We start from the raw sequence: 22,787 nt of genomic DNA, 5'->3' as shown, positions 1-22,787 counted from the left end.
ATGAATTTAATTTTACAACATTATGTTTGGGTATAACGAAAACACTATCACTAACGCTTTTTACTGCGTTTTGCGAGCCAACAATATTTGTGTGGTGTTTTTTTATATTATGTATATTTGAACTAAATTTTCTCTTTCGTAAAGCAAATTAATTACTTTTTTTTGCAAAAAAAATATTGACTAACGTTAGATGGTCAAAAACCCTGGTATCGAAAAAATTTTCCTTTTAGAAAAAAGTAACCGCACTATTTTGTAATTTTTATATCTATTTTTATCCTTTTAATATATGCAAAAAGGGCAATGATTATGAGGAGGATACAAAAGTACCCAACGAAATGAGATACTGCGGGAATATTTTGAGACCAATTTTTAAAGTTAGCGGAGTATATGTATCGCTACCAACCAATATAGATTGGAGCATGGTCTGATGTCCTCTCCCAACCTCTTGGCTCGGTTAATACCCCTGCTTTTGTGATTTTATCCATCAATTTCGGAGAAATCAAGATTTGGTCTATACGCAAGCCCTTATTATGCTGCCAGCTACCAGCTCTATAATCCCACCAGCTGAACTGCTGCATGTCACGATTAAATTCTCTGAATGAATCAATATAGCCTAAATTCAATATCTTACGGAACCATTTCCTTTCGTCTATATGAAAACACACTCTTCCTGACATTTGCTTTGCGTCATATACATCTATTTCTTCCGGAGCAATATTGAAATCTCCACCAATGATTATATTCTCCTCTATGCTTTTAAGGTGACTTAATCTTTCGTATAGTCTTTGTAAAAACTCCAATTTATATTTAAACTTTTCAGAGCCAACCTCTGCTCCATTCGGTACGTATACTGAAATTATTCTATTGCAAATACCGTTTATTGCTACAGTTGTTTCTATATACCTCGCTTCTTGCTCCTGAACTACTTGTTCCAATCCTATACACACATCTTCTATGGGATGCTTGCTTAGAACAGCAACTCCGTTATATGTTTTTTGGCCAAAAACTTCAATGTTGTACCCCAGATCTCCAAGCTCATCATGAGGAAATTTTTCATTAATGCACTTTATTTCTTGTAACAGAAGTACGTCTGGGCTGTTTTGCTTTATTACTTTTTTTAGATGTTCCAGCCTTGCCGACACAGAGTTTAGATTCCAACAAATTAGCATATACCCCTTGCTCTTTACAATTAATGACACTCCGTATATTTTATTCAAGAGTTGGTTTTTGAAAGACGAAAAACGCAGCATACACTGCCGTATGCCAAATAAAGATGGCTCCCCGGGCCGGATTCGAACCAGCGACCAAACGGTTAACAGCCGTTTGCTCTACCGCTGAGCTACCGAGGAACAACGATCTATAGATTTATATATATTACTCTCAAGCAAAAGTCTAGCCAGAATTTGAAATTTCATATTCTAATCCCAGAAGATAACTAAATTCTTCAAAAAACTTATCCCTAACGATTGAATTTAATTTGCTGTACGTTAATTTTTCGCCTATTTCCAGCTCTATAGAAGTCATTTGATAATCCGTGATCCCACAAGGCACAATGTGTTGAAAATAGCTCATATCGGGATTAATGTTTAATGCAATCCCATGGTATGATATCCACTTGCTTAGTTTGATCCCAATTGATGCAATCTTTCTCTTCAATCCACCATCTCCAACCCATATCCCTATATTATCTCCATCTAAATATGCATCAATGCCAGTTTGCTGTAATACCTTTATTATCCACGTTCCTATCTTTTTTATAAAGATTCTTACGTCCGGCTTCCCCAGAAACAACCTTTGTATATCGAGCATAATATATATAATCATCTGTCCTGGGCCATGGTATGTGAACTTCCCACCCCTATCTGTATAATAATATGGAATATCTAGTTTATTTAAAATATCTGAATCATCTGCGCTTCTGCCAGCTGTATATATGCTTGGGTGTTCCAATAACCAAACTGCTTGATTACTAATATTTTTATTTATGTCCTCCACCTTCTGCTTCATATAATTCAGAGCAAAGCTGTACTCTATGTTGCCATATGAATATATGAAATCAATTTTATCCATTAGCTTGCCTATAACACTTGCAATATTCTTTTGGGCATATCACATCTTTAACAACTCCGTTTATCACAATATTTTTCAGCCCTTCAATAAAAATGTCATCATCCCCAACGGTGTTAGCCCTATGGTAAGCCCTTGCGCCGTTATGCATTGCAAGCTCCTTATACTCCATGTCAAGCTCAACCAAAGTTTCAACATGTTCAGAAACAAATGATATTGGGATAACCAAAATAATTTTATTTTCCTGTGCTGCTTTTAGTATCACTTCATCTGCATAGGGCTTAATCCAAGACATAGGACCAACTCTACTTTGATAGCATGTGATATATTCCATACCTTGGATATCGGCCATTTTGACAATCTCCTTAACCGTATTTTCGATTTGCCATTGGTAAGGGTCCCCATTCTTCACAATTTTTTCAGGCAAACCATGTGCGATAAATACCACAAAAGGTTTCCCATCTGTAGCAGCTGAGGCATAAAACTTCCGCAGAATATTGGTATATGCCGTAATAAAATTGCTCTGAGAATAATAGCAACATACCACTTTCTGCTCACAAACTAAACCTGCTTTGTTTCTGGCGTCTTCCCATTTGCTCAAGAATGATCCAGTAGTTGTTGTGGAAAATTGCGGATATAACGGAAGCAATATAATCCCAGATGGATTATAATTCTTTACATCATCCACCACCTCATCAGGCATTGGATGCCAGAAATTCATACAAACAAACACTTTGTATTGTTCTTTATCCAACTTATTTTGAAGGGCCTCTTTCTGCTTTAATGTATTGGAAAGCAAAGGAGACTTACCACCAATTTTATTGTAATTCTTTGTTGCCTCTTTTTTCCTGCTTTTTGAAATGAACTTTGCTACTAGGAAGCGGAATGGGTTTGGTATGTTGATGATGTTTTTATCGTAAAATAAATTAAATAAAAAAGGACCAATGTCATCTTCACCGTTAGGACCGCCTAAATTATACAAAATTATTGCAACTTTTCGCTTAATCATACTGTTTGTTTTTATATCTCAAAGCATAGGCCGGATTCTATCAATAAGCTTTGAATTATTAAAGATTTTTTTTCGATAGGTATTTACTTATGCTTGTGCCGATGCTACGCTTAGATTGTGTGTTGATTTTGATTATGAACAGTTAGGACGGATATAGTCTGGTATATTCAAAGTATTTTAAAAATTTGTGAGGAGCTAAATGCTAAGCATGAGGAACGTATAAACAAGTACGTAAGGAGATGCGATAACATGAAGATGACAATGCCAATTTTTAAAAGACGCAAAATATATTATGGAATGCTATGCAACTATTCGTAAAAAAGTTTGGTATTAAAATTAGCGAAAACAATAATTATCAATAAATCGAGGGGTAAAATATGTATATTCAATATAACATTAACGTTAAAGCACCAATAAAGTATGAGACAGTAGCGCAATATAATGGCGAGAAAAACTCTTATACGTATGTTGCAATACAAACTTTTGTGGTGGCTTCGGGAGTAATTGGGGCATTAGCTATAGCAGGAGTCCCGATTATACCAACTGCTATAAGTAGCTCCATGGTTCTTAGCTCAGTCACTGGATATGTAGGTAAAAACCCTATGTCTGTATTGCAATGGTCTACTTTATTGTATAAAACAATAAGCAACCAGAAATGGCCTTATATAGAGATCCTAAACAAAGATAGTTCTCAAGAAGACCTTGATGCAAATCTACATGAAGACACCAATGTCAACAATATACAACTTGAACACTCACATTACGATCATTATGCAGAGGCATTTTGATTAAAACGTGGAATTTAATATATCTTCCAAGGGTTGGATGGACAAAAAATTTTGAAGTCCCAAAAGATACAACTCTTGGAAGGTATGCTCCGATAACTTGAAGAAATACTTCGGACTTCGCATAACGTCTGAGTACAAATAGGGAGTGTTGCAAGATGGAATAAAGAAAGGTATAGTGGAGTGGATTACAGAATAAAGAAGAGAAAAATGTCATCAGCGCATCAAATAATAATGGTATGTTTGGATCAATTGGTTGGTAGTGAGCATCAATATCGCAAATTTAAGGAGCTGTTTAATTTTGGGGCAGCAGAGCAAGAGGCTCTGTCGTCTATAAATTTCATCAACTCTTGATTTACGAGAGGTATATATCTGAGTGAGGTTCTAAAAAATCATGGAATACATAGTTTTTCCGATCTCAGCAGGGGATATGGAAACGGTTATCCCAGCGCTTTTCATTGCTTCAATCTTAGCCTCAGCAGTATCATCTTCACCTGAAATCACCGCACCTGCATGCCCCATTCTTTCCCCAGGAGGAGCTGTTACACCTGCGATAAATCCAACCATAGGCTTCTTTATTTTATGGCCTTTAACAAACTCTGCTGCATCAATTTCTGCCATGCCACCTATCTCACCAATCATAATAATTGAAGAAGTTTCATCATCGTGCAACAACATATCAATAGCATCTATAAAGCTTGTGCCGTTAATTGGATCTCCACCAATTCCGATACATGTTGATTGCCCCAATCCTAACTTTGTCGTTTGGTGCACGGCTTCGTAAGTTAATGTGCCAGATTTAGAAACTATACCAACGCCGCCTTTTCGGTGGATATATCCTGGCATAATCCCTATTTTACATTCACCTGGTGTAATAATCCCGGGGCAATTAGGTCCTATCAATCTTGTTTTAGAGCCAGCCAAAGCTTTTTTTACCCTCAACATGTCAAGTACAGGTATACCCTCTGTAATACACACAACCAACCCCAATTTTGCATCAATTGCTTCCATAATTGAATCTGCGGCGAATGCAGGAGGTACATATATAACAGATGCATCGGCTTTTGTTTTGTGCACAGCCTCTTCAACGGTATTAAACACCGGCAGACCAAGATGATTAGAGCCACCTTTCCATGGTGTTACCCCACCAACCATTTTTGTACCATACTGCATTGCCTGCTCTGAATGGAATGTTCCTTGAGAACCTGTAAAGCCCTGACAAATGACTTTCGTTTCAGAATTTACTAAAATTGACATACCTACCTCTCTAATTTAACTAATCGCGTTTACTATTTTTCTTGCAGCATCTCCCAGATCACTTGCTGCTTCAAGTCGAAGCCCAGACTCCTCTAATATTCTTTTGCCAATTTCTGCATTAGTACCTTCTAATCTAACTACAAGAGGAACATTGATCTTCACATCCTTCGCTGCAAAGACTATGCCGTTTGCAATGATGTCGCATTTCATAATACCCCCAAATATATTAACTAAAATGCCTTTGACATTTTTATCTGATAATATAATCTTAAACGCCTCGGTCACCTTTTCTGTGGTGGCACCGCCTCCCACATCTAAAAAATTAGCCGGATTGCCACCATAAAGTTTAATAATATCCATCGTAGCCATTGCAAGCCCAGCTCCATTCACCATGCAACCTATAGAGCCATCCATTTTGATATAGCTTAAGTCAAATTTCTTAGCTTGAATTTCTTGCGGATTTTCTTCATCCAAATCTCGCATAGCTTCTATATCTTTATGTCGATAAATTGCATTATCATCAAAGTTAAACTTAGCATCCAGTGGAATGAATTCACCTTTATCATCTTCAATTAAAGGGTTAATTTCTATTTGGCTAGCATCTGTATCAACGAAAGAATTATATAAAGCTTTTATAACTTTAGTGAAGCTTTTTGCTTGCGTTTTATCAAAACCCATCCCAAAAACCAGCTTAGTAATATGAAAATTTTGAATACCAAGAGTCGGATCGACATGCACTTTAAGAATTTTCTCAGGGCTTTCTTTCGCTACTTCTTCAATCTCCATTCCCCCCTCAGTTGAGGCTGCTATCGTGATACACTCATTGTCTCTATCCAAAACCAAAGAAACGTAATACTCCTTTTTGATGTGACTGCTTGCCTCAACATATATTTTTCGCACTTCTTTTCCTTCCTGGCCTGTCTGTGGAGTAACCAATGTCATGCCTAACATTTGAGAAGCAATTTCTCCCACTTCGTCGAGTGTTTTAGCCAGTTTGACCCCGCCAGCTTTCCCCCTTCCACCTGCATGCACCTGGGCTTTTAACACCCAAAAGTTTGACTTGATTTTTTTCGCAGCTTCAACTGCTTCAGCCGCATTATCTACTAAAATTCCTTGAGGCAGTGCAAGACCATAGCCAGCTAAAATTTGCTTTGCTTGATATTCGTGGATATTCATATAAGTATAATTTTCAGTAGTTTCATAAGCAGTTCATCATAATAAATAACCATGAACTTGTAAATGTAATTTCTATATGCCCTAAGTCAAATTAAGAATTAGTACATGCACCTTTTGTCAACTTATGAACCTAATTTGCCATAAAAGCTTGGTGAGAAGTTCACATAGGTGTTGTTATTTCCTAAATTTTCGGTTTATAATGCTTTACGTCAATTATATCTCTTGCTGGTAAAAATGGATAGTTTTAAAGTAAAAAGTGAACTGATAGTTCGTGGTAATACCTACAGGTTTTTCAGCCTTAAAAAAGCCACACATTCTTTAGGCATGGACTTAACTAAAATACCCAACGTTATAAAGATTTTGTTGGAGAATCTATTGAGAAATGTGGATGAAAGAAACGTCGCCCCAAACAGCATCAAGAATTTACTAAACTATGCGGATGAGCAGGAGCCAAGCCGTGAAATCTTATTCTATCCAGCACGCGTTTTGATGCAAGATTTTACTGGCGTGCCAGCAATTGTTGACTTAGCAGCTATGAGAGACGCTCTTAAAGATGCTGGTAAGGACCCAGGGCAGATTAAACCTTTGATACCCACAGACTTGGTTATCGATCATTCAGTGCAGGTAGATAAGTTTGGTTCGACTGATTCTTATGCCCAGAACATAGAGTTAGAAATGCAAAGAAATAATGAGAGGTATCAGTTCCTAAAATGGGGTCAGGAGTCGTTTGAAAACTTCCGGGTCATTCCACCAGGGACAGGAATTTGCCATCAAGTCAATCTAGAGTATCTAGCAGATGTTGTTTCCAGCCGAGATGTGAATGGGTGCAAAACAGCTTTTTTTGATACATTAGTTGGAACTGATAGTCACACAACTATGATAAACGGTTTGTCAGTGCTTGGATGGGGAGTTGGGGGGATAGAAGCGGAGGCATGCATGTTAGGGCAGCCAGTATCACTACTTATCCCAAAAGTAGTCGGGTTTAAACTAACAGGGAAGCTGCCTCAAGGAGTCACAGCTACAGATTTGGTTCTGACTATCACCGAAATTTTGAGGAAAGAAAATGTGGTTGGTAAATTTGTGGAGTTTTATGGTCCAGGAGTTGAAGCTCTTTCGCTATTTGAACGAGCAACAGTCGCTAACATGGCGCCAGAATATGGAGCAACTTGTGGGCATTTCCCAATTGACCAGGAAGTAATAAGATATCTACATTTAACAGGAAGAGACAAATTGCAAATCGCCTTAGTGGAAGCTTATGCAAAAGAACAGGGTATTTGGCAAGATAACCTGGAACAGCAAGTCCGGTATAATGAGTATTTGGAACTAGACATAAGTAGTATCAAACCATGCATAGCAGGCCCTAAACGGCCTCAGGATAGAATTGAGCTTTCAGAGCTTAAACAAAAAGTTAGGGATAAAGAAAAACATGATAAATTGCAAAATGGTGACATAGTGATTTCTGCAATTACCAGTTGTACCAACACTTCTAATCCGTATGTCTTGATAGGTGCTGGTTTACTTGCTAAAAAGGCTTACGAAAGTGGGCTTAGAACTAAAAAATGGGTAAAAACATCGTTAGCACCAGGTTCTAAAGTGGTAACGCAATATTTAGAAAAATCAGGGTTAATGTATTATCTTGAAAAACTTGGTTTTTACCTAGTGGGTTACGGATGCACAACATGCATAGGAAACTCTGGACCGTTATTGAAAGAAGTAGAGGAGGAGATAAAAGAGAGAGGCTTGTCTGTTGCATCGATATTGTCTGGTAATAGAAACTTTGAAGGCAGAATCCACCCTCTGGTAAAAGATAACTATTTAGCCTCTCCAATTCTTTGCGTTGCGTTTGCTCTTGTGGGGTATATTGATTTTGATATTCTAAATGAAGCGTTAGGATTTGATGAAAACGGTCAGGGGGTGTACCTTAAAGACATATGGCCATCTAATCAAGAAATAAAAGAGGTGATTGATGAGGTTCTAAACAGAGAGACTTATATTGCCAAGTATAGAGATATACTTAGGGGAGATAAAGAATGGGAGGGAATTAGAATTGATAAAACGTTATGTTACTCATGGCAGCATGAAAGCACATACATAAAGAAACCTCCTTTTTTCAAAGAGTCAGAGGTAAGCAACTCTGCCATAGACAGCCTGAAAGAAGCAAGAATATTAGCAATTTTTGGAGATAGTGTTACCACTGATCATATCAGCCCTGCGGGTAACATTTCCAAAAACCACTCAGCGGGAGAGTATCTAATTGATAAGGGAGTACTACCAGAAAACTTTAATTCATTTGGCTCGAGAAGGGGAAACGACGAGGTGATGGTCAGAGGAACGTTTGCCAATATCAGAATTAAAAATAAAATAGCGGGTGGGAAGGAAGGTGGCTATACCAAGTACTATGATCAAAATAACACGGGCACCTTAACAACAATTCATGCTGCCGCAGTTGATTATAAAAAAGATGGTGTTCCACTTGTAGTTTTTGCGGGCAAAGAGTACGGCACAGGTTCGTCTAGAGATTGGGCAGCCAAAGGTACGAAGTTACTTGGCATCAAAGCAGTGATAGCGGAAAGTTTTGAAAGAATTCATCGGTCAAATTTAGTTGGCATGGGGGTATTGCCTCTGCAACTTGTAAACACCTCTTTAGATACATTTGAGTTGAATGGGAGCGAATCAGTCACTTTACTGGGATACAATAAAGTGCGGCCTAAAGGAGCTATAAAGTGTATAATAGAACGTGATAAGAAGTCCGTATACGAGATTGATCTGCTTGTAAGAATAGATACAGATATGGAGCTGGAGTATTTCCTGAATGATGGAATTCTGAGTTATGTTCTGAAAAAGTTTGATGTTTGATTTATCTGTCAACGTAAGTCGTGCAACTTAAGTCAAATTAAGAATTGGCAAATGTGTGGACGACAGATAGCTTTAAAAAATCCAGGAACACGAACGATTAGGATTAGAAACGTACAAATAGCGCTCAGATGTTATGAGATACTGCAGAAATGTTTTGAAGCCAATTTTTTGGGAGTGTTGCCATAAGATAGATAAGATGCTAAAATGAATATAGCGAGCAACAAAGAAAATAGAAATATGAATACAGAGTGTAAAAAATGCAGTAGCAGTAAATACGTTAAGAATGGTAATATTAGGGGTATGCAAAGGTATAAATGCAAAGAGTGTGGATGTAATTTTACGGCACCGTCAAGTTAATGGAGGTAAGGGCGTGACAGAGCATCTTTTTGAAAATTCTGGGTTCTGTCGCATCTGTTGAAACACATAAGAATTTTTGATATTCTGAAAGAAATAGTTGCTGGTAATAATGTTTAAAGTAGACCCAAAATTAATGAAGTATTTTAAGAACCATGAATATGGCGCAGAAATCATTATGGTATCGCTGTATATGAAAGGAAGATATTCTTTAAGTTACAGAGAGATAGAAGAGATAGGCGGGTTGAGAGGACTCAACATAGATCACGCCACTCTACAAAGATGGGTAGTAAAGTTTATGCCAATACTTGAAGGAAGATTCAGAAAAAGAAAAAAGCCAGTCAACGGCAGCTGGAGAATGGACGAGACATATATCAAGGTTAAAGGTAAATGGGTCTATTTGTATAGAGCAGTTGATAAATACGGGGATACCATAGATTTTATGCTAAGAGCAAAAAGAGATAAAAGGGCAGCTAAAGCGTTTTTCAGGAAAGCAATTAAATCTAGTGGCCAGCCTATAAAGGTTAATATAGATAAAAGTGGCTCTAATACTTCTGCTTTGAATTCGATCAATAAGCCATTATCTAAAGAAGACCAAATAGAAATTAGGCATAACAAATATCTAAACAATAGGATAGAAGGCGATCACAGATTTGTAAAGAAACGAACTAGACCGATGCTTGGTTTCAAATCCTTTAGAAGTGCCGCCAGGACTATTGCAGGAATAGAGCTCTTGCACATGATTAAAAAAGGACAACTTGCTGACAATGACAATTATAATTCTGACTTTGATAAATTTCTTTCACTAACTGCTTAATGGAAAAATATACAAATAATTTGAAAGTTTTTGCATCATATTACAGATGCGACAGAGCCCAAAAATTAGTATAGAAAACATAGCTAAAAGTCTTGTAATAGAAGAGCATAATATTAGTATGTTTTATTATTGGGAATATTACCCTGGAGACGAGTACATGGTTCCAGTCTCTAATGAGAAATACCTAAGAAATATAGGGGATGATCTAACAAAAAGGGGTAGACAATCAGATTTTATTTTAAAATTTAAATGTATAAAAGCTAGTACGGAAGCATATTTTAATGACAATATAATACAAACCACAGGAAGTAATAGTCAATTTGAGGCATTCTTTAAAAACCCAATTTTAGAAATAATTCTGAGAGGTCAAGAAGCGATCAGATATATAAATGAAGATGTGCAAACAAATAACAATTTTTATAACACAAGAAAAGGAACCACAATATATAAAACCTATCCTTCAACAGTAGCATTTACAGATGTAGAAGGAGCTAGGGTAGCAGGGCTTTCAAATTATGCAGTAGCAAAAAGTGAATTGTCAAAACTACTTGATGAGTTTAAGGATAATAGCAATGCACTGGTACCATATGATTTAAAATCACAGGAGATAGAAGAGTTTAAGCTATCAGCAATTGATATGATGAATAGTCTAAGGAAGGAAGGTTATGAAATAAGATTGGATAATGTATTTAACTTTGGTGGTCAAAGCAGTCAAGAAGCAAGATTTTTAAGATATTTCTTTGAGCAATATAATCCTGGGATTTACAAAGTAAATACACCAAATCAATTAGCAATAGGAGATGGGTCTTGCGGAGATAGTTGTGCACTTGCTGGTGATGGGACTGGGTTAGTTGCAAGTGGTGGATTAGTAACCAATTACATATTTGAAAGTATATTTGAGCTTCCAGGAATGAAACAAAAAGGAACTGCTTATTTACTGAAGGAATTGGGATATAGTACAGGTGATATTATACAAATACTAGCAGACCCTGATTATGAACATGAGGTATTAAAAAGAGCAATCTTTGATAAGTTAGGTAAAGCATATATATGGAATCATAAGAAGAATGATGATGAAGAGTTTGATCAATTGCTTAAGAATGCAGTCACAGCTAAAAGGGATTTAGGGTTAATACCAGGCATAGAATTAACAAGATGGCAACAAAGTGAGCTTGTGGATGCAATACTGTGGCCAGTAAAAGAAAATATAAATGAAATTGAAGCATGGTCTTTAAGATTGTATGTAACAGAAGAGATACTTAAGGATGGTTATAGTAGTGCAACGATAGCACTTAAGGATACAACATTAATTATAGATGAAGATGTATTTAATGGTGGATTGATAGATTCAATAGGAGATACATTTATAGAAGCAAGGAATATTTATCAGCTAAATCAAATTAAGGGAAGTGGTAGTTTAAATGTCGAGGCTAGAGGTAGCTTTATAATGGAAATGCTTGTGAAGGTGATTGAACAATATAGTAGTAACTCGCATAAAGTAAGCTATGTGCCAATGAATAGTCCAGCAGTAGATTTGAGTGGAAGCTTTAAAGTAAATTCTAAAGGAAATATTGGTGTAAAAGGTGGAGAGATAAAAGCTAATACCATTGCAATAGAATCAGGAGATAAGGTAATAGTTATACCAGCTGCAATATATAATAAATTATATTATTCATGGGGTGATGGGTATAGTAGAAGTGAGAGTTTAGAATATGAACTTGCTAGGATAATGGCAAGTGGAGATATAAAGATAGTAAGTCAAAATGGAAATTACTTATACTCACCAATAATTAAAACAGAAGGAGAATTTGAGTTAGAAGCAAAGCTTGGGAAGAATGTAATAGAAGCAGTTGCGAATAAGTATATAAGTGAGAGATATGAAGATGATAGTTGGTTCGTGTTTAGTAGTGAAACATATTCATATAGTAGCATTACGAATATTATAAGACCTTTTATAAGTGCAGCTAAGAAAGTAGTATTTGGGTCATTAGAAGATACAGCAATAAGGGCAGCGATCATAACAACAAGCTCAATGGAGATTAAGACTGGAAAAGATGATATTGTTGGATTAATAAGCTTATTACCTGGTAAGAATATACTGCTAAAAGAAGAGTGGGGAGAAAGTGATTATGTAATAAGAAGCAAAAAATATGTTGGCAAATCAGTATCTGAGGAGATAGTTCCTACAATAATTCAAATTAATAACGACTGTAAGGGGTTAGAAGATGAGAAAAATGTGGTTAAAACTATGGATGGAAAATGTGCCACATTTATAGGCTATGGAAGTGGCGGATGGTTACAGTTGGCAAGTAAGGTAGAGGCTGAGACGATAGAAATAAAAGCACCAAAAGGGATAAAGTTAGTGGCAGCACCAGAATTAGATTTTAGTTATGCGGCTGTAGATAAAAAAGGAATAGGCTTTGCATTTACATCAAATTCAAGAGAGCAAAGTGTAGGGCTTGGGATTAAGGTGAGTAAAAGTAGAGAGACGAGTGCGGAAGCAATACATAGGGTCTCAAGTTTAGTAGGGCATTTTATAACACTAGATACAGATGAAACTATTTATACAGAAGGAGCGTATATAAAAGCAGAGGAAAAGTTAACAACAAGATCTAAACTAGAAATACATGATGTGGTATATGATACTAAGACACATAGCCAAAGGAAAGTAGAAGGGTTTTTAGGATTGAAGTTAGGGATACAAAATAGTATAGCAGGACTTATAGAAAGTGGTAAGAGTGTAGATAAAAGTATTAGGCAAGGTGGGAAAGAAGGAGCGATTAATACAGCATTTGCAGCATGGGATGCATATAATACATTAATGGGTATAGCAGCAGGTGGAGGATTATTCCAAGGTGGAGTATGGTTATCTGCAAGTTATTCAGAAAGCAGTAATGAGTTAGATAAAAGAACAGTTAAGTTTACAACAATAGAAGTAGGAAAAGAAGAAGATGGAAAATTAAAAGAAGGCACATATGAAAGCACAAGTGAGGAGTTGAGATTAAAATCAACACAGATCAAAGCATATGATGCATATTTTAATACAAATAAGCTAACTACAAATACAGCAAATAACGAAGAACATAGAAGATCACAAGGCGGTGGAATAAATATCCAAGTTGGAATGAGTGGAACTGTAGGTTCAAATGTAGGTGGCAATACAGGAAAGCTAAATAGTGACGAGATAGTTCCTATTCATGCAGAAATATATGTAACAAATAGATTAGAGTTAAAAGTAAAGGGACATGCGGATATCAAAGGTACATTTATAGAAGCAAAATCACTTGAAGCAAGCTTTGAGAGTTTAATATTGGAATCAGTAAAAGAGCTAGAAGAAAGCAGTGGTAGGAGCTTTGGATTATCAAAAGGATGGGGTAATAGTGTATCTAAGAACTATGGTGGATCATTTGAAGTAAGTAGTGGTAAGAGAAATGTAGTAAGTAAGTTAACAAGGTTAGTTGGACAAGAAGATACAAATATAATAGTAGCACATGCGCTAGAGTTAAATGGAGCAATGATAGCAAATGCTGAAGTAGATGAAGAAGGGAATTACAAAGATGTGGGTAATTTGATACTTACTGTAGGAGAGTTATTTGTGAAGCATGTATACGATAGTGATGAGGGGCATACTCTTGGAGCAAGTATTAATTATATAACTGAAAACAAAGGAAGCGATGGAAAGATAAGTAAATACGGAGTTGTGATTGGCGGAAGAGATGGGGATGGATATACATTTGCGACAATAGGAAAAGGAGAAGTCAAATGTACAGAAAGTGAAGTTAATAAAGTATGTGAAATAGAAAAAGCAAATAGAGATGTAAGTAAGACAAGTAGCTTTGATTATAATTATAAAATAGAAACAATAAGAGCTAAGTTTAGCTCTTTAAATGAAGAAACAAAGAAGAAGGCAATAGAAAATCTAAAATCTGGAAAGTTCTTTGAGAATATTGCAACTAGCTTTATGGATGCAGTTGGTGAGGTTGGGGAAGCATTAGGTAATATATTGCCAAATAAAGAAAGCATCACACAAGATGAGAAAACTAAATTTAATCCCAAGGATCAAGTATTTACAAATAATAAATATGCAAGAAAAAATACTCTAGATGAATTATCAGAAATAGATCAAAAAATTTTAGAAAAATATCCAGAACTCAATGGTGATATATATAAAAAATTATCAATTATTAGATTAGCACATCACTTAGAAAGTAATAATTTGGTATTAGATAGAAATGGCGCAATTGATACAGCATATGCAGCAGTATCGAAGTATATGTCAGAAAATCCAGTGATTAGACCAGCAGCATTGCCATTAGCGGCGATGGGAATTGGTCAGGCAATAAGAAGCTGTGCGACAAGTTCTGCATGCGTAAAAGCTGTTCTGGAAATTTCAATAGGAGCTGCAGCTTGGCTTGGAATTAAAATTACAACAGATAAGCTTAATGAAGAATCTTACAAAGATAGCAATGATGATATTTCTAAAGATAAGCAGCAAACTCAGCAAGAGCCAGGAACAGCAGTAGCCTCATCAGGAGCACCTGATCCTGATGATGACTTCGATCCAGGAGATAATAATGATGATAATAAATTCGAAGAAACAATTAAAGAAACAAATAATAAGGATGGTAAATTTACTAGTTCACAAAAATTTACAGAATCTGAAGCTTTAGAATTAGGAGAGAAATGGCTTGGTGAAGGGTATAAAGAAATTGATAAAGGTGTATTCAGAAGTGCTGATGGTTTAAGACAATTTAGGATTGATAGGGGCTCTATTGAAGGTAATCACCCACCTTATCCAAGGCATTTTCACTTAGAAAGGTACAATCAAGTAGGAAAAAGAATAACAAATAATCATATAATAATAAAGTGATATGGTAGAAATAAAATTAGGAGTAAAAGGAAAAATAACAAAGGGCGAATATAGTCCTCATGGCGAAATTATGATTGAAAGTGCCGCAAGTGACGGTAGAAAGGGATATTATATATTTACATGGCCAAATGATGGAACAAAATGGCCAGATTCAAATGAAGAAATGATGTATGATGACTGGTTTTTATCTTTAGATGAAGTCAAGCAGCAAATAGAATATGAAGGATTGGAAATTAAATGGCTAGCCAACCATACAAAAAACCCTAATGAAAATGAGGAAAATAATCAAGGGGAAAGGGGCTCTGCAGAATAGGTAAATTTTCATACAATAAACCATTGTTTTTTGTACAGGCTTCAGTTATAATAAATCTTACATTTATAACAAATAACATTGAATACGTTGTATTCATAAGTTATATTTATTAAATAATTTATTGTAAATTTATATGGCTACAATTACTGCAAGGATTCCAGAAGAGTTAAATCATATTCTTAATATTGTTTCTTCTGAAACAGATCGTAACAAAGGATATATTATAAAAAAGGCTTTAGAAAATTATTTAGAAGAGAAAGCTGATATTTTAATTGCTTTAGCTAGAATAGAAAAAGGAGAGTCTACTATATCTTTGGATGAGATTGAAAAAAAATATGACTTGGCGGATTAATTTTACTACTGGGGCTGATAAAGACTTTAGTAAGCTAGAAAAACAAGAGCAGAAAAGGATTATAGGCTATTTACGACAAAAAGTACAACAAGACCCTAGAGCTCATGGAATTGCATTAAAGTCTAATGATTTAGTTAAAATATGGAGATACAGAGTTGGCAAATATAGGATTTTATCACAGATTAAAGATAATGACCTTGTAGTACTAGTCATAAGAATTGGAAAAAGAGATTCTGTTTATAAAATAACATGAAGAAAGTAGCATTTTATTTAAGGGTTTCAACAAATGAGCAAACCACTGATAACCAAAGATTAGAGTTAGATAAAGTTGCTAAGAAATCTGGCTGGCATATTTATAAATATTATATAGATACTGGGATAAGTGGTACTAAATCAGATAGACCTGAGTTTTTAAAGCTACAAAAAGCTATATTGCAAAATAAAATAGATATAGTAGCTGCATGGTCTGTATGTAGATTAGGTAGATCATTACAGGATTTGGTTAGTTTCCTTAAACTCCTTGATGATAAAGGTGTAGATTTATATCTTCATCAACAAGGCATAGATACAAGAACCTCATCTGGAAAAGCAATGTTTCAGATGATAGGTGTATTTAGTGAATTTGAGCGTTCTATAATTAGTGAAAGAGTTAAAGCTGGATTAGAGAGAGCTAAAAATAGTGGTACTCAACTAGGTAGACCAATTATATTTGAAGAGAAGGTACAAGACGTATTAAGTTTAAGAGCTGGCGGAATGGCTATATTAAAAATAGCAAAAAAGTTAAATATAGGAACTGGCACTGTTCAAAAGATTTTAAAAACATACGATATATCCAAAGATATAGAGAAATCTATTGAGCTTGATTTATGGCTGATGGTTGAAAATAATAGTAAGTTTGTTAGAGGAAAAACAAGAGTTAGACAAGAAATAGAAGATTATTTAAATAGCTACTATGATTTAGAAAAACCTTGTAAAGATTCTTGGGATTATAAATTGACTATAAAATATACTACTGAAGAAAATTTAGATAGTGAAATAGAAGAAATAATTTATGAAATGGCAAATATTGCTGACATGAGAAATTGCTTTATTGAACATAGTATTACTTCTGAGAAGTTAGATAAAAGTTGGTAGACCCACGATGTAGGTCCAATGTAAGTCTAACAGACCCATAAATATACTCTTTACTTTTATACTATTGTATGTCATATTGACCTACAATAGACATCTAACAGACCGGCACCGTCAAGTTAATGGAGGTAAGGGCGTGACAGAGCATCTTTTTGAAAATTATGCAGCAGCTATGGATTGAGCGGCGTGATCCCAAATAGATTTAGCTTCGAAAAACATTTCTTTTTGCTTGCTAGAACTGTTAATATACCTGCCCACATCTACTGAAAATATGTTCCTTATTTTTCCCATCAAAGAAAGAGTTTGCTGTACCCCAGAAGGAGATTTGAATTTTATTAGGCATTTCTCTTTCCTGCGTGTTGGTTGGTGTGCATTTTCAACCCTATTATTTAATCCTTTATGGCGCCTATGCTCTGTTTTAGGGCACATTTCTTTTATAGGTTTGGTATAGCTTTTTAATTTATCTGTCACGATTACTCTGGGTACTGGATTTGATTGTAATAATCTTGATAAAAACCTTATCGCAGACTTTTTATTACGTCTGGTCTGTAGGAAGACATCTATCTCATATCCATCTTCATCTACAGCTCTCCACAAAATAAAATATTTACCGTTAATTTTAATGCTCATCTCATCCAAATGCCATTTATCCTTTGCTTTCCTCTACTTCTTCTTGATTATATCTAAAAACCTTTTTCCAAATTTAATACACCATGCTCTTATCGTTTCATGGCTTACTTCTATACCCCTTTATAACAACTCTTCTGCTACGTCTCTATAACTCAAATTAAATCTGTGGTACAACCAAACTGCATGTCCTATTATCACCATTGGATATCTGTATCTGCTCGCTCTTTCTTCCATTGTTTTTCTATTATTTTTTATTTTGCTCCAATTTACTATTTTTTCCCTCTTCTCTCAATACCTTTTGCACCTCAACTTTTTTAACTTGACGGTGCCCTGTCACGCCCTTACCTCCATTAACTTGACGGTGCCTGCCTATATTACTGGGGATTGTAAGTTTGTGGATACTTTTTATTGATCAAGATATATATAATACTTGGTTTAAGGTGTCTAATATATTTTATTTATTGCCGGCGCCTGTGATGGCTGTGGTGGTAAGCTATTTTTTATATAAGGCAGTAGTTGAGAATGGTGAGCTAAGTCCATTTTTATTGACAATATTGCTGTTTTGTCTTGGATTTTTTGGCTTTGGGGTTTCTTTATGGCCGTGGGCTGTGCCAAGGAAAATCACAATTTGGGAAGCAGCTGCTTCCCCTGAGTCTATGTCTTTTATGCTTATAGGTGTTGCCTTAATTTTACCCGTGGTTTTAGTTTATACAGGGTGTAGTTACTATATATTTCGTGGAAAAGCCCAAGAAAATGATGTACACTACTGAATCTGAACTCAACAAAATATAGGTTCCTTAAGCGAACGATGAGAGAAAAATTTTTAACTAAATTAAACATCCAATTGCCGGTGTTTAATTTGTTGATGGCATTGTATACGGCCGTTTTTTTAAATATCCCGTTATTTATATTCCTTCTGAATTTATCACCCGTGGGCGACGGCTTTCTTCCAATGTATTTTTTGGCTGTTTTTTTGCTAGTACTGATATGTTTTCTTTATATAGGATTTTCTTGTATATCAATACCGTTCATTCACAAGCCGATTGTAATTCTGATATTACTTACAGCATCTTTGGCTCAATATTTCATGCTCAAGTACGGGATAGTGGTTGATTCTTTTATGGTAGAGAATGTTTTGGAAACAGATTTTAAAGAGTCCAGGGAATTGCTCACATCAAACCTAGTTTTTATATTTTTCATCACTGGTTTATTACCAACGATTCTTGTCTGCCGCTCAAATATCGTTTATCCTAATAAGGTGTTGACCTTTTTAAAATGTTTATCTGGGGTCATAGTATGTGCGGGTTTGATGCTGCTGCTGATATTTTTTCAATTTAAAACTTTCGCTTCGATATTTAGAAATCATAAAGATATTGTCCACCGTATCATTCCGAATAACTTTGTTAATGCAATATACCAGAACTTAAAGTTGATATATCCAGCAGAAAAACCGATTGATTTTATTCCAAGTGAGGCAGTAAAAGACAAAAGGTGGAGCATCCACAAGAGACCTAGTATATTTGTTTTTGTTGTTGGAGAGACAGCCAGAGCAGAAAATTTCTCATTAAACGGGTATAAAAGAGAAACAAATCCAAAATTAAAGGCACTGGATATAATCAATTATGAGAACGTGTCTGCCTGTGGTACTTCTACCGCTGCTTCTGTTCCTTGTATTTTTTCATCTTTTGATAGGGCTAACTTTACTAAAGGTAATCTAAAACATAGTGATAATCTATTAAATTTAATCAAAAGTTCAGATTTTCAGGTGCTATGGATCGATAATAATAGCGGCTGTAAAGAAGTATGCGATGGGAGCACAACAATACATACAGATAAATGGTTAAGAAACAAATATGACAAAGAAATTTACGATGAATCAATGTTGGAGATTCTTGAGGACTATATTTCCCACAACAAAGGGCAGGATTTATTTGTGGTACTGCATCAGAAGGGAAGCCATGGGCCAGCTTATTACATTAGGACGCCGGAGAGCTTTTATCAATTTACCCCAATCTGCAAGACCACAGAATTGCAACAATGCAGCCCAGAGTCTATAGTGAATAGTTATGATAATACAATTTTATACACTGATTACTTCTTGGCGAAGTTGATCGCGTTTTTAAAGGATAAAAAGGATGTTAACACTGCTATGTTATATGTTTCAGATCACGGCGAGTCATTGGGAGAAAATGGGATATATTTACACGGAATGCCTTATATGATTGCCCCTAAAAATCAAAAACATGTGCCAATGATAATGTGGCTTTCAGATAACTATCTGGATGACTTTAAAATACACAAAAACTGCTTATCATTGAAAAAAGAAGATAATTTTTCGCATGATAACCTTTTCCATTCGATATTAGATGCTTTGCAAATTAAAACAAAAGTCTTGGATAAAAAACTTAGTATATTCTATGGGTGCATATCCCGCTAACTTCGAAATTTGGCCTCAAAATACTTCGGATTTCGCATAACGTTTGCGTACATATGTAATCACCTCATGCTCATCGCTTGTATTCCTAGCTCTTTTCCAAGTTCTCTGTCGTCTATAAATTTGCCAACTCTTGATTTACGAGAGGTATATAACTATGATAATTTATCGCAAGCAAGTTTAATTCTGGCGCAGGCCTCTTTTAACAGCTCTTCAGATGTTGCATATGAAATTCTGAAGAAGTTTTTGGTTCCAAATGCGATACCTGGAACAACTGCAACCAAAGCTTCTTCAAGCAAATAATCCGCAAAATCACTATCATCATTTATGATTCTCCCGTTTTGCGTTCTCTTCCCTATCAACTGCTCACAACTTGGAAATATGTAAAAAGCTCCATTGGGATAGGGTGTCGTAATACCTCTTATATTTTTTAACAGCCCTATAACTAAATTGCACCTTTCTTCAAAACGTTTTTTACTCTGTTCTATGAATTCTGCCGAGTTTTTACTTAATGCTTCCACTGATGCATATTGGCTGATGGAACATGGATTTGAAGTACTTTGAGATTGTATCTTAGAGATGGCCTTAACCAGTTCTTTATTCCCAGCTCCGTAACCTATTCTCCAACCAGTCATTGAGTATGTCTTAGACACACCATTCACCACAAATGTCCTTGCCTTCATATCATCGCTTATATTGGCAATATTTACGTATGCTTCTCCCCCATATCTTATGTGTTCATATATAGCGTCTGAAATGATGTTAACATGAGGGTGTTTATCCAGCACCTTTGCCAGCATCTGCAATTCTTCTGCAGTATAATAAAACCCTGTTGGGTTATTAGGAGAGTTTATGACTAACCATTTTGTTTTATTAGTGATATTTTTTTCCAGTTCTTCTGGGGTTATTTTAAAATTATTTTCAGCCTTGGTAGTTACTATGACAGGAAGTCCTCCATTAATCAAAGTCATATCAGGATATGACACCCAAAATGGTGCCGGAATAATCACTTCATCACCTGGATTCAGAGTTGCTGCAAACACATTAAACAACACATGTTTCGCACCGCATCCAACCGTTATCTGTTCAGGTTGATATTCAAGTCCGTTCTCATCAATTAGTTTTTTAATAATAGCTCTCTTTAAGTCTAGTATACCATCCACTGCCGTGTATTTAGTTTTACCGGATTTAATAGCATCAAACGCTGCTTGCTTTATGTGCTCTGGAGTATCAAAGTCAGGTTCGCCCGCTCCTAAATCTATAACGTCTTTGCCCTGAGACTTTAAATCTTTTGCCTTGTTACTCACCGCAAGAGTGGGAGATGGTTTGATGAGTTCCAATCTTTTAGATAAAAAAAGGGGTTGTTCGTGTGATATCATAGTTTTTCAATATTATTAAACATATCTTAAATTCCAAAAACCTAGTTCTTCGTGAAAAAACTTTTTCTTTATGGTTCCTTTTGCAGCCTCACTCTTGAGGGGTATAAAGTATACTAGACGCTTGTTTTCTCTTTTTCAACTATCAACATTACTTATTGATATTTCACACTCCTTTTAAAGTTAGCAGAGTATGCCTATTTTTTAAAAATTTTCATCATAACAACAGCAAAAATTGTTGATGATATAGAGCCAAATATAACCCCTATTTTGGCAAATTCTAAGTAAGCTGAATTACTTGCAAAAGCAATAAGTGCGATAAACAAGCTCATAGTAAAGCCGATACCGCAAAGCATCGACACATAGTAAAAATGTTTCATAGTAACATTTGGTGGCATTGATATGATGTTAAATTTGCGCAGAATATGCACCGAGAAAGATATTCCTACAGTCTTACCAATCAAAAGACCAAGCATTATTCCAAACACAACTGGATGAAAAAATGATCCAAAGTTTAAGTTATCAAAATTAATGCCAGCATTTGCCAAGGCAAATAAGGGTAAAATTACATACTCAACACTTGGAGTTAACTTTCTCTCCAGCCTTTGTAAAGGCTGTTTGTTATTGCTGAGCTTTAGTGGGATGAAAGCTCCAAGAACTATGCCTGCAATCGTTGAATGTATTCCCGATTTTAAAAAGCAATACCACATAAAAACACCAACTGCCATATATGGTGTTAAATAAGTAATTTTATATCTGCCAAGTAAGTATAGCAAAAAACAGCAAAGCATGATTGGTATCAAATAACCCCAATACAAAGTTCCACTATAGAACAATGCAATAATGATGACTGCTATTAGGTCGTCAATTATGGCCAAAGCCGCTAAAAAAACTCTAAGCGCAACAGGCAATCCTTTGCCAAACACTGCGAATATGCCAAGTGCAAATGCGATGTCTGTTGCTGCTGGAATTGCCCATCCTTTCATGGCGATTTTATCGTTAAAATTAAAAGCCATATAAATTAAGACAGGGAATATAACACCGAAGCAAGCCGATACAGCTGGCAGTATCCTTTGTTCTTTAGCCATCAAATGCCCGCCCAACATCTCACGTTTAATCTCCAGACCAACAGCAAGAAAGAAAATCGCCATCAGAAAGTCATTAATCCAATCATGAATGGATAATTGGGGGATAAAAGGTATCTTAAGACTATACCCTAAGAGGTCATTATATATGCCGGAGAGTTTGGAGTTGGCAATAATCAAAGCAAGCACTGCGCTTCCGAAAAGAAGCAGTCCCTTATCAGTTGCTCTGTGAATTAGTAAGGCGAAATCAAGTAGTCTTTTAGTAGTCACGTTTC

19 protein-coding genes, 1 tRNA gene and 1 pseudogene are annotated in these 22,787 nt (G+C 35.6%); 12 read left to right on the top strand and 9 right to left on the bottom strand.

The features are described from left to right. Positions 1-395 precede the first annotated feature (395 nt). From xth to hemH, 4 genes are all read right to left on the bottom strand, one after another. Positions 396-1,217 carry an exodeoxyribonuclease III gene (xth, locus tag Bandiella_RS06850; protein WP_323732899.1) on the bottom strand — a complete coding sequence of 274 codons (822 nt, stop codon included), beginning with the start codon at positions 1,215-1,217 and terminating at the stop codon, positions 396-398. 57 nt (positions 1,218-1,274) lie between these two features. Continuing rightward, positions 1,275-1,349, bottom strand: a tRNA-Asn gene (locus Bandiella_RS06845). A gap of 43 nt (positions 1,350-1,392) precedes the next feature. After that, on the bottom strand, positions 1,393-2,070 hold the full coding sequence (gene lipB, locus Bandiella_RS06840; RefSeq protein WP_323732898.1) for a lipoyl(octanoyl) transferase LipB: 678 nt from the start codon (positions 2,068-2,070) through the stop codon (positions 1,393-1,395). Then, a complete protein-coding gene (gene hemH / locus Bandiella_RS06835) occupies positions 2,063-3,076 on the bottom strand; it encodes a ferrochelatase (protein ID WP_323732897.1) in 1,014 nt (337 codons plus the stop codon). Before hemH ends, lipB begins: the two co-directional genes overlap by 8 nt. Positions 3,077-3,453: 377 nt before the next feature. On the opposite strand from hemH, the gene Bandiella_RS06830 reads away from it, so the two are divergent. Both Bandiella_RS06830 and Bandiella_RS06825 read left to right on the top strand, forming a co-directional pair. Further along, entirely contained in the window at positions 3,454-3,864 is a 411-nt protein-coding gene (locus tag Bandiella_RS06830; protein WP_323732896.1) for a hypothetical protein, read from the top strand. A gap of 180 nt (positions 3,865-4,044) precedes the next feature. Continuing rightward, the gene (locus tag Bandiella_RS06825) at positions 4,045-4,215 is read left to right on the top strand and encodes a hypothetical protein (protein ID WP_323732895.1); all 171 of its coding nucleotides are present in this window, start codon (positions 4,045-4,047) and stop codon (positions 4,213-4,215) included. Positions 4,216-4,245: 30 nt separating this feature from the next. Here the strand turns inward: Bandiella_RS06825 and sucD are convergent, their stop codons facing one another. Beyond that, a complete protein-coding gene (gene sucD, locus Bandiella_RS06820; protein ID WP_323732894.1) occupies positions 4,246-5,118 on the bottom strand; it encodes a succinate--CoA ligase subunit alpha in 873 nt (290 codons plus the stop codon). Positions 5,119-5,133: 15 nt separating this feature from the next. Then, positions 5,134-6,294, bottom strand: coding sequence for an ADP-forming succinate--CoA ligase subunit beta (gene sucC, locus Bandiella_RS06815; RefSeq protein ID WP_323732893.1), 1,161 nt, complete (start codon positions 6,292-6,294; stop codon positions 5,134-5,136). A gap of 234 nt (positions 6,295-6,528) precedes the next feature. Here sucC and acnA point away from each other — a divergent pair, with 234 nt between their 5' ends. The 8 genes from acnA to Bandiella_RS06775 all read left to right on the top strand — a co-directional run bounded on the left by acnA (position 6,529) and on the right by Bandiella_RS06775 (position 16,990). Further along, positions 6,529-9,150 carry an aconitate hydratase AcnA gene (acnA, locus tag Bandiella_RS06810; protein ID WP_323732892.1) on the top strand — a complete coding sequence of 874 codons (2,622 nt, stop codon included), beginning with the start codon at positions 6,529-6,531 and terminating at the stop codon, positions 9,148-9,150. A 204-nt stretch (positions 9,151-9,354) separates the two neighbouring features. After that, positions 9,355-9,507, top strand: coding sequence for an IS1/IS1595 family N-terminal zinc-binding domain-containing protein (locus Bandiella_RS06805; RefSeq protein WP_407651246.1), 153 nt, complete (start codon positions 9,355-9,357; stop codon positions 9,505-9,507). Positions 9,508-9,616: 109 nt separating this feature from the next. Next, entirely contained in the window at positions 9,617-10,321 is a 705-nt protein-coding gene (locus Bandiella_RS06800) for an IS6 family transposase (protein WP_323732571.1), read from the top strand. A 46-nt stretch (positions 10,322-10,367) separates the two neighbouring features. Further along, positions 10,368-15,191: a hemagglutinin repeat-containing protein gene (locus Bandiella_RS06795; RefSeq protein ID WP_323732891.1), complete on the top strand. Its 4,824-nt coding sequence runs from the start codon at positions 10,368-10,370 to the stop codon at positions 15,189-15,191. Between the two features lies 1 nt (position 15,192). Further along, on the top strand, positions 15,193-15,504 hold the full coding sequence (locus tag Bandiella_RS06790; RefSeq protein WP_323732890.1) for a hypothetical protein: 312 nt from the start codon (positions 15,193-15,195) through the stop codon (positions 15,502-15,504). A 133-nt stretch (positions 15,505-15,637) separates the two neighbouring features. Then, the gene (gene relB / locus Bandiella_RS06785; protein WP_323732889.1) at positions 15,638-15,856 is read left to right on the top strand and encodes a type II toxin-antitoxin system RelB family antitoxin; all 219 of its coding nucleotides are present in this window, start codon (positions 15,638-15,640) and stop codon (positions 15,854-15,856) included. Further along, on the top strand, positions 15,828-16,109 hold the full coding sequence (locus Bandiella_RS06780) for a type II toxin-antitoxin system RelE family toxin (RefSeq protein ID WP_323732888.1): 282 nt from the start codon (positions 15,828-15,830) through the stop codon (positions 16,107-16,109). Before relB ends, Bandiella_RS06780 begins: the two co-directional genes overlap by 29 nt. Then, on the top strand, positions 16,106-16,990 hold the full coding sequence (locus tag Bandiella_RS06775) for a recombinase family protein (protein WP_323732887.1): 885 nt from the start codon (positions 16,106-16,108) through the stop codon (positions 16,988-16,990). The genes Bandiella_RS06780 and Bandiella_RS06775 overlap by 4 nt, the downstream gene beginning before the upstream one ends. Positions 16,991-17,146: 156 nt before the next feature. Here the strand turns inward: Bandiella_RS06775 and Bandiella_RS06770 are convergent. Then, positions 17,147-17,632 (bottom strand): annotated as a pseudogene (locus tag Bandiella_RS06770) (IS6 family transposase); the annotation flags it as partial. A gap of 350 nt (positions 17,633-17,982) precedes the next feature. Here Bandiella_RS06770 and Bandiella_RS06765 point away from each other — a divergent pair. Both Bandiella_RS06765 and Bandiella_RS06760 read left to right on the top strand, forming a co-directional pair. After that, a complete protein-coding gene (locus Bandiella_RS06765; RefSeq protein WP_323733419.1) occupies positions 17,983-18,387 on the top strand; it encodes a cytochrome d ubiquinol oxidase subunit II in 405 nt (134 codons plus the stop codon). 38 nt (positions 18,388-18,425) lie between these two features. Then, positions 18,426-20,054 (top strand): phosphoethanolamine transferase, encoded by a 1,629-nt coding sequence (locus Bandiella_RS06760; RefSeq protein ID WP_323732886.1) that lies wholly within the window; start codon positions 18,426-18,428, stop codon positions 20,052-20,054. 152 nt (positions 20,055-20,206) lie between these two features. Here the strand turns inward: Bandiella_RS06760 and Bandiella_RS06755 are convergent, their stop codons facing one another. Then, positions 20,207-21,430 carry a pyridoxal phosphate-dependent aminotransferase gene (locus Bandiella_RS06755; protein WP_323732885.1) on the bottom strand — a complete coding sequence of 408 codons (1,224 nt, stop codon included), beginning with the start codon at positions 21,428-21,430 and terminating at the stop codon, positions 20,207-20,209. A 194-nt stretch (positions 21,431-21,624) separates the two neighbouring features. After that, a complete protein-coding gene (gene nhaA, locus Bandiella_RS06750; protein WP_323732884.1) occupies positions 21,625-22,782 on the bottom strand; it encodes a Na+/H+ antiporter NhaA in 1,158 nt (385 codons plus the stop codon). Between the last annotated feature and the right edge of the window lie 5 nt (positions 22,783-22,787).

This window comes from Candidatus Bandiella woodruffii, from assembly GCF_034359465.1.
GTDB lineage: Bacteria > Pseudomonadota > Alphaproteobacteria > Rickettsiales > Midichloriaceae > NDG2.
The sequence above is the reverse complement of the archived record's forward strand: the minus strand, read 5'-3'. Positions and strand labels throughout refer to the sequence as shown.

Excerpts from the sequence above, each read along its gene's own strand:
- lipB (WP_323732898.1), bottom strand. The coding sequence starts at position 2,070 with ATGGATAAAATTGATTTCATATATTCATATGGCAACATAGAGTACAGC.
- hemH (WP_323732897.1), bottom strand. The coding sequence starts at position 3,076 with ATGATTAAGCGAAAAGTTGCAATAATTTTGTATAATTTAGGCGGTCCT.
- Bandiella_RS06830 (WP_323732896.1), top strand. The coding sequence starts at position 3,454 with ATGTATATTCAATATAACATTAACGTTAAAGCACCAATAAAGTATGAG.
- sucD (WP_323732894.1), bottom strand. The coding sequence starts at position 5,118 with ATGTCAATTTTAGTAAATTCTGAAACGAAAGTCATTTGTCAGGGCTTT.
- sucC (WP_323732893.1), bottom strand. The coding sequence starts at position 6,294 with ATGAATATCCACGAATATCAAGCAAAGCAAATTTTAGCTGGCTATGGT.
- acnA (WP_323732892.1), top strand. The coding sequence starts at position 6,529 with ATGGATAGTTTTAAAGTAAAAAGTGAACTGATAGTTCGTGGTAATACC.
- Bandiella_RS06805 (WP_407651246.1), top strand. The coding sequence starts at position 9,355 with ATGAATATAGCGAGCAACAAAGAAAATAGAAATATGAATACAGAGTGT.
- Bandiella_RS06800 (WP_323732571.1), top strand. The coding sequence starts at position 9,617 with ATGTTTAAAGTAGACCCAAAATTAATGAAGTATTTTAAGAACCATGAA.
- Bandiella_RS06795 (WP_323732891.1), top strand. The coding sequence starts at position 10,368 with ATGCGACAGAGCCCAAAAATTAGTATAGAAAACATAGCTAAAAGTCTT.
- Bandiella_RS06790 (WP_323732890.1), top strand. The coding sequence starts at position 15,193 with ATGGTAGAAATAAAATTAGGAGTAAAAGGAAAAATAACAAAGGGCGAA.
- relB (WP_323732889.1), top strand. The coding sequence starts at position 15,638 with ATGGCTACAATTACTGCAAGGATTCCAGAAGAGTTAAATCATATTCTT.
- Bandiella_RS06775 (WP_323732887.1), top strand. The coding sequence starts at position 16,106 with ATGAAGAAAGTAGCATTTTATTTAAGGGTTTCAACAAATGAGCAAACC.
- Bandiella_RS06760 (WP_323732886.1), top strand. The coding sequence starts at position 18,426 with ATGAGAGAAAAATTTTTAACTAAATTAAACATCCAATTGCCGGTGTTT.
- Bandiella_RS06755 (WP_323732885.1), bottom strand. The coding sequence starts at position 21,430 with ATGATATCACACGAACAACCCCTTTTTTTATCTAAAAGATTGGAACTC.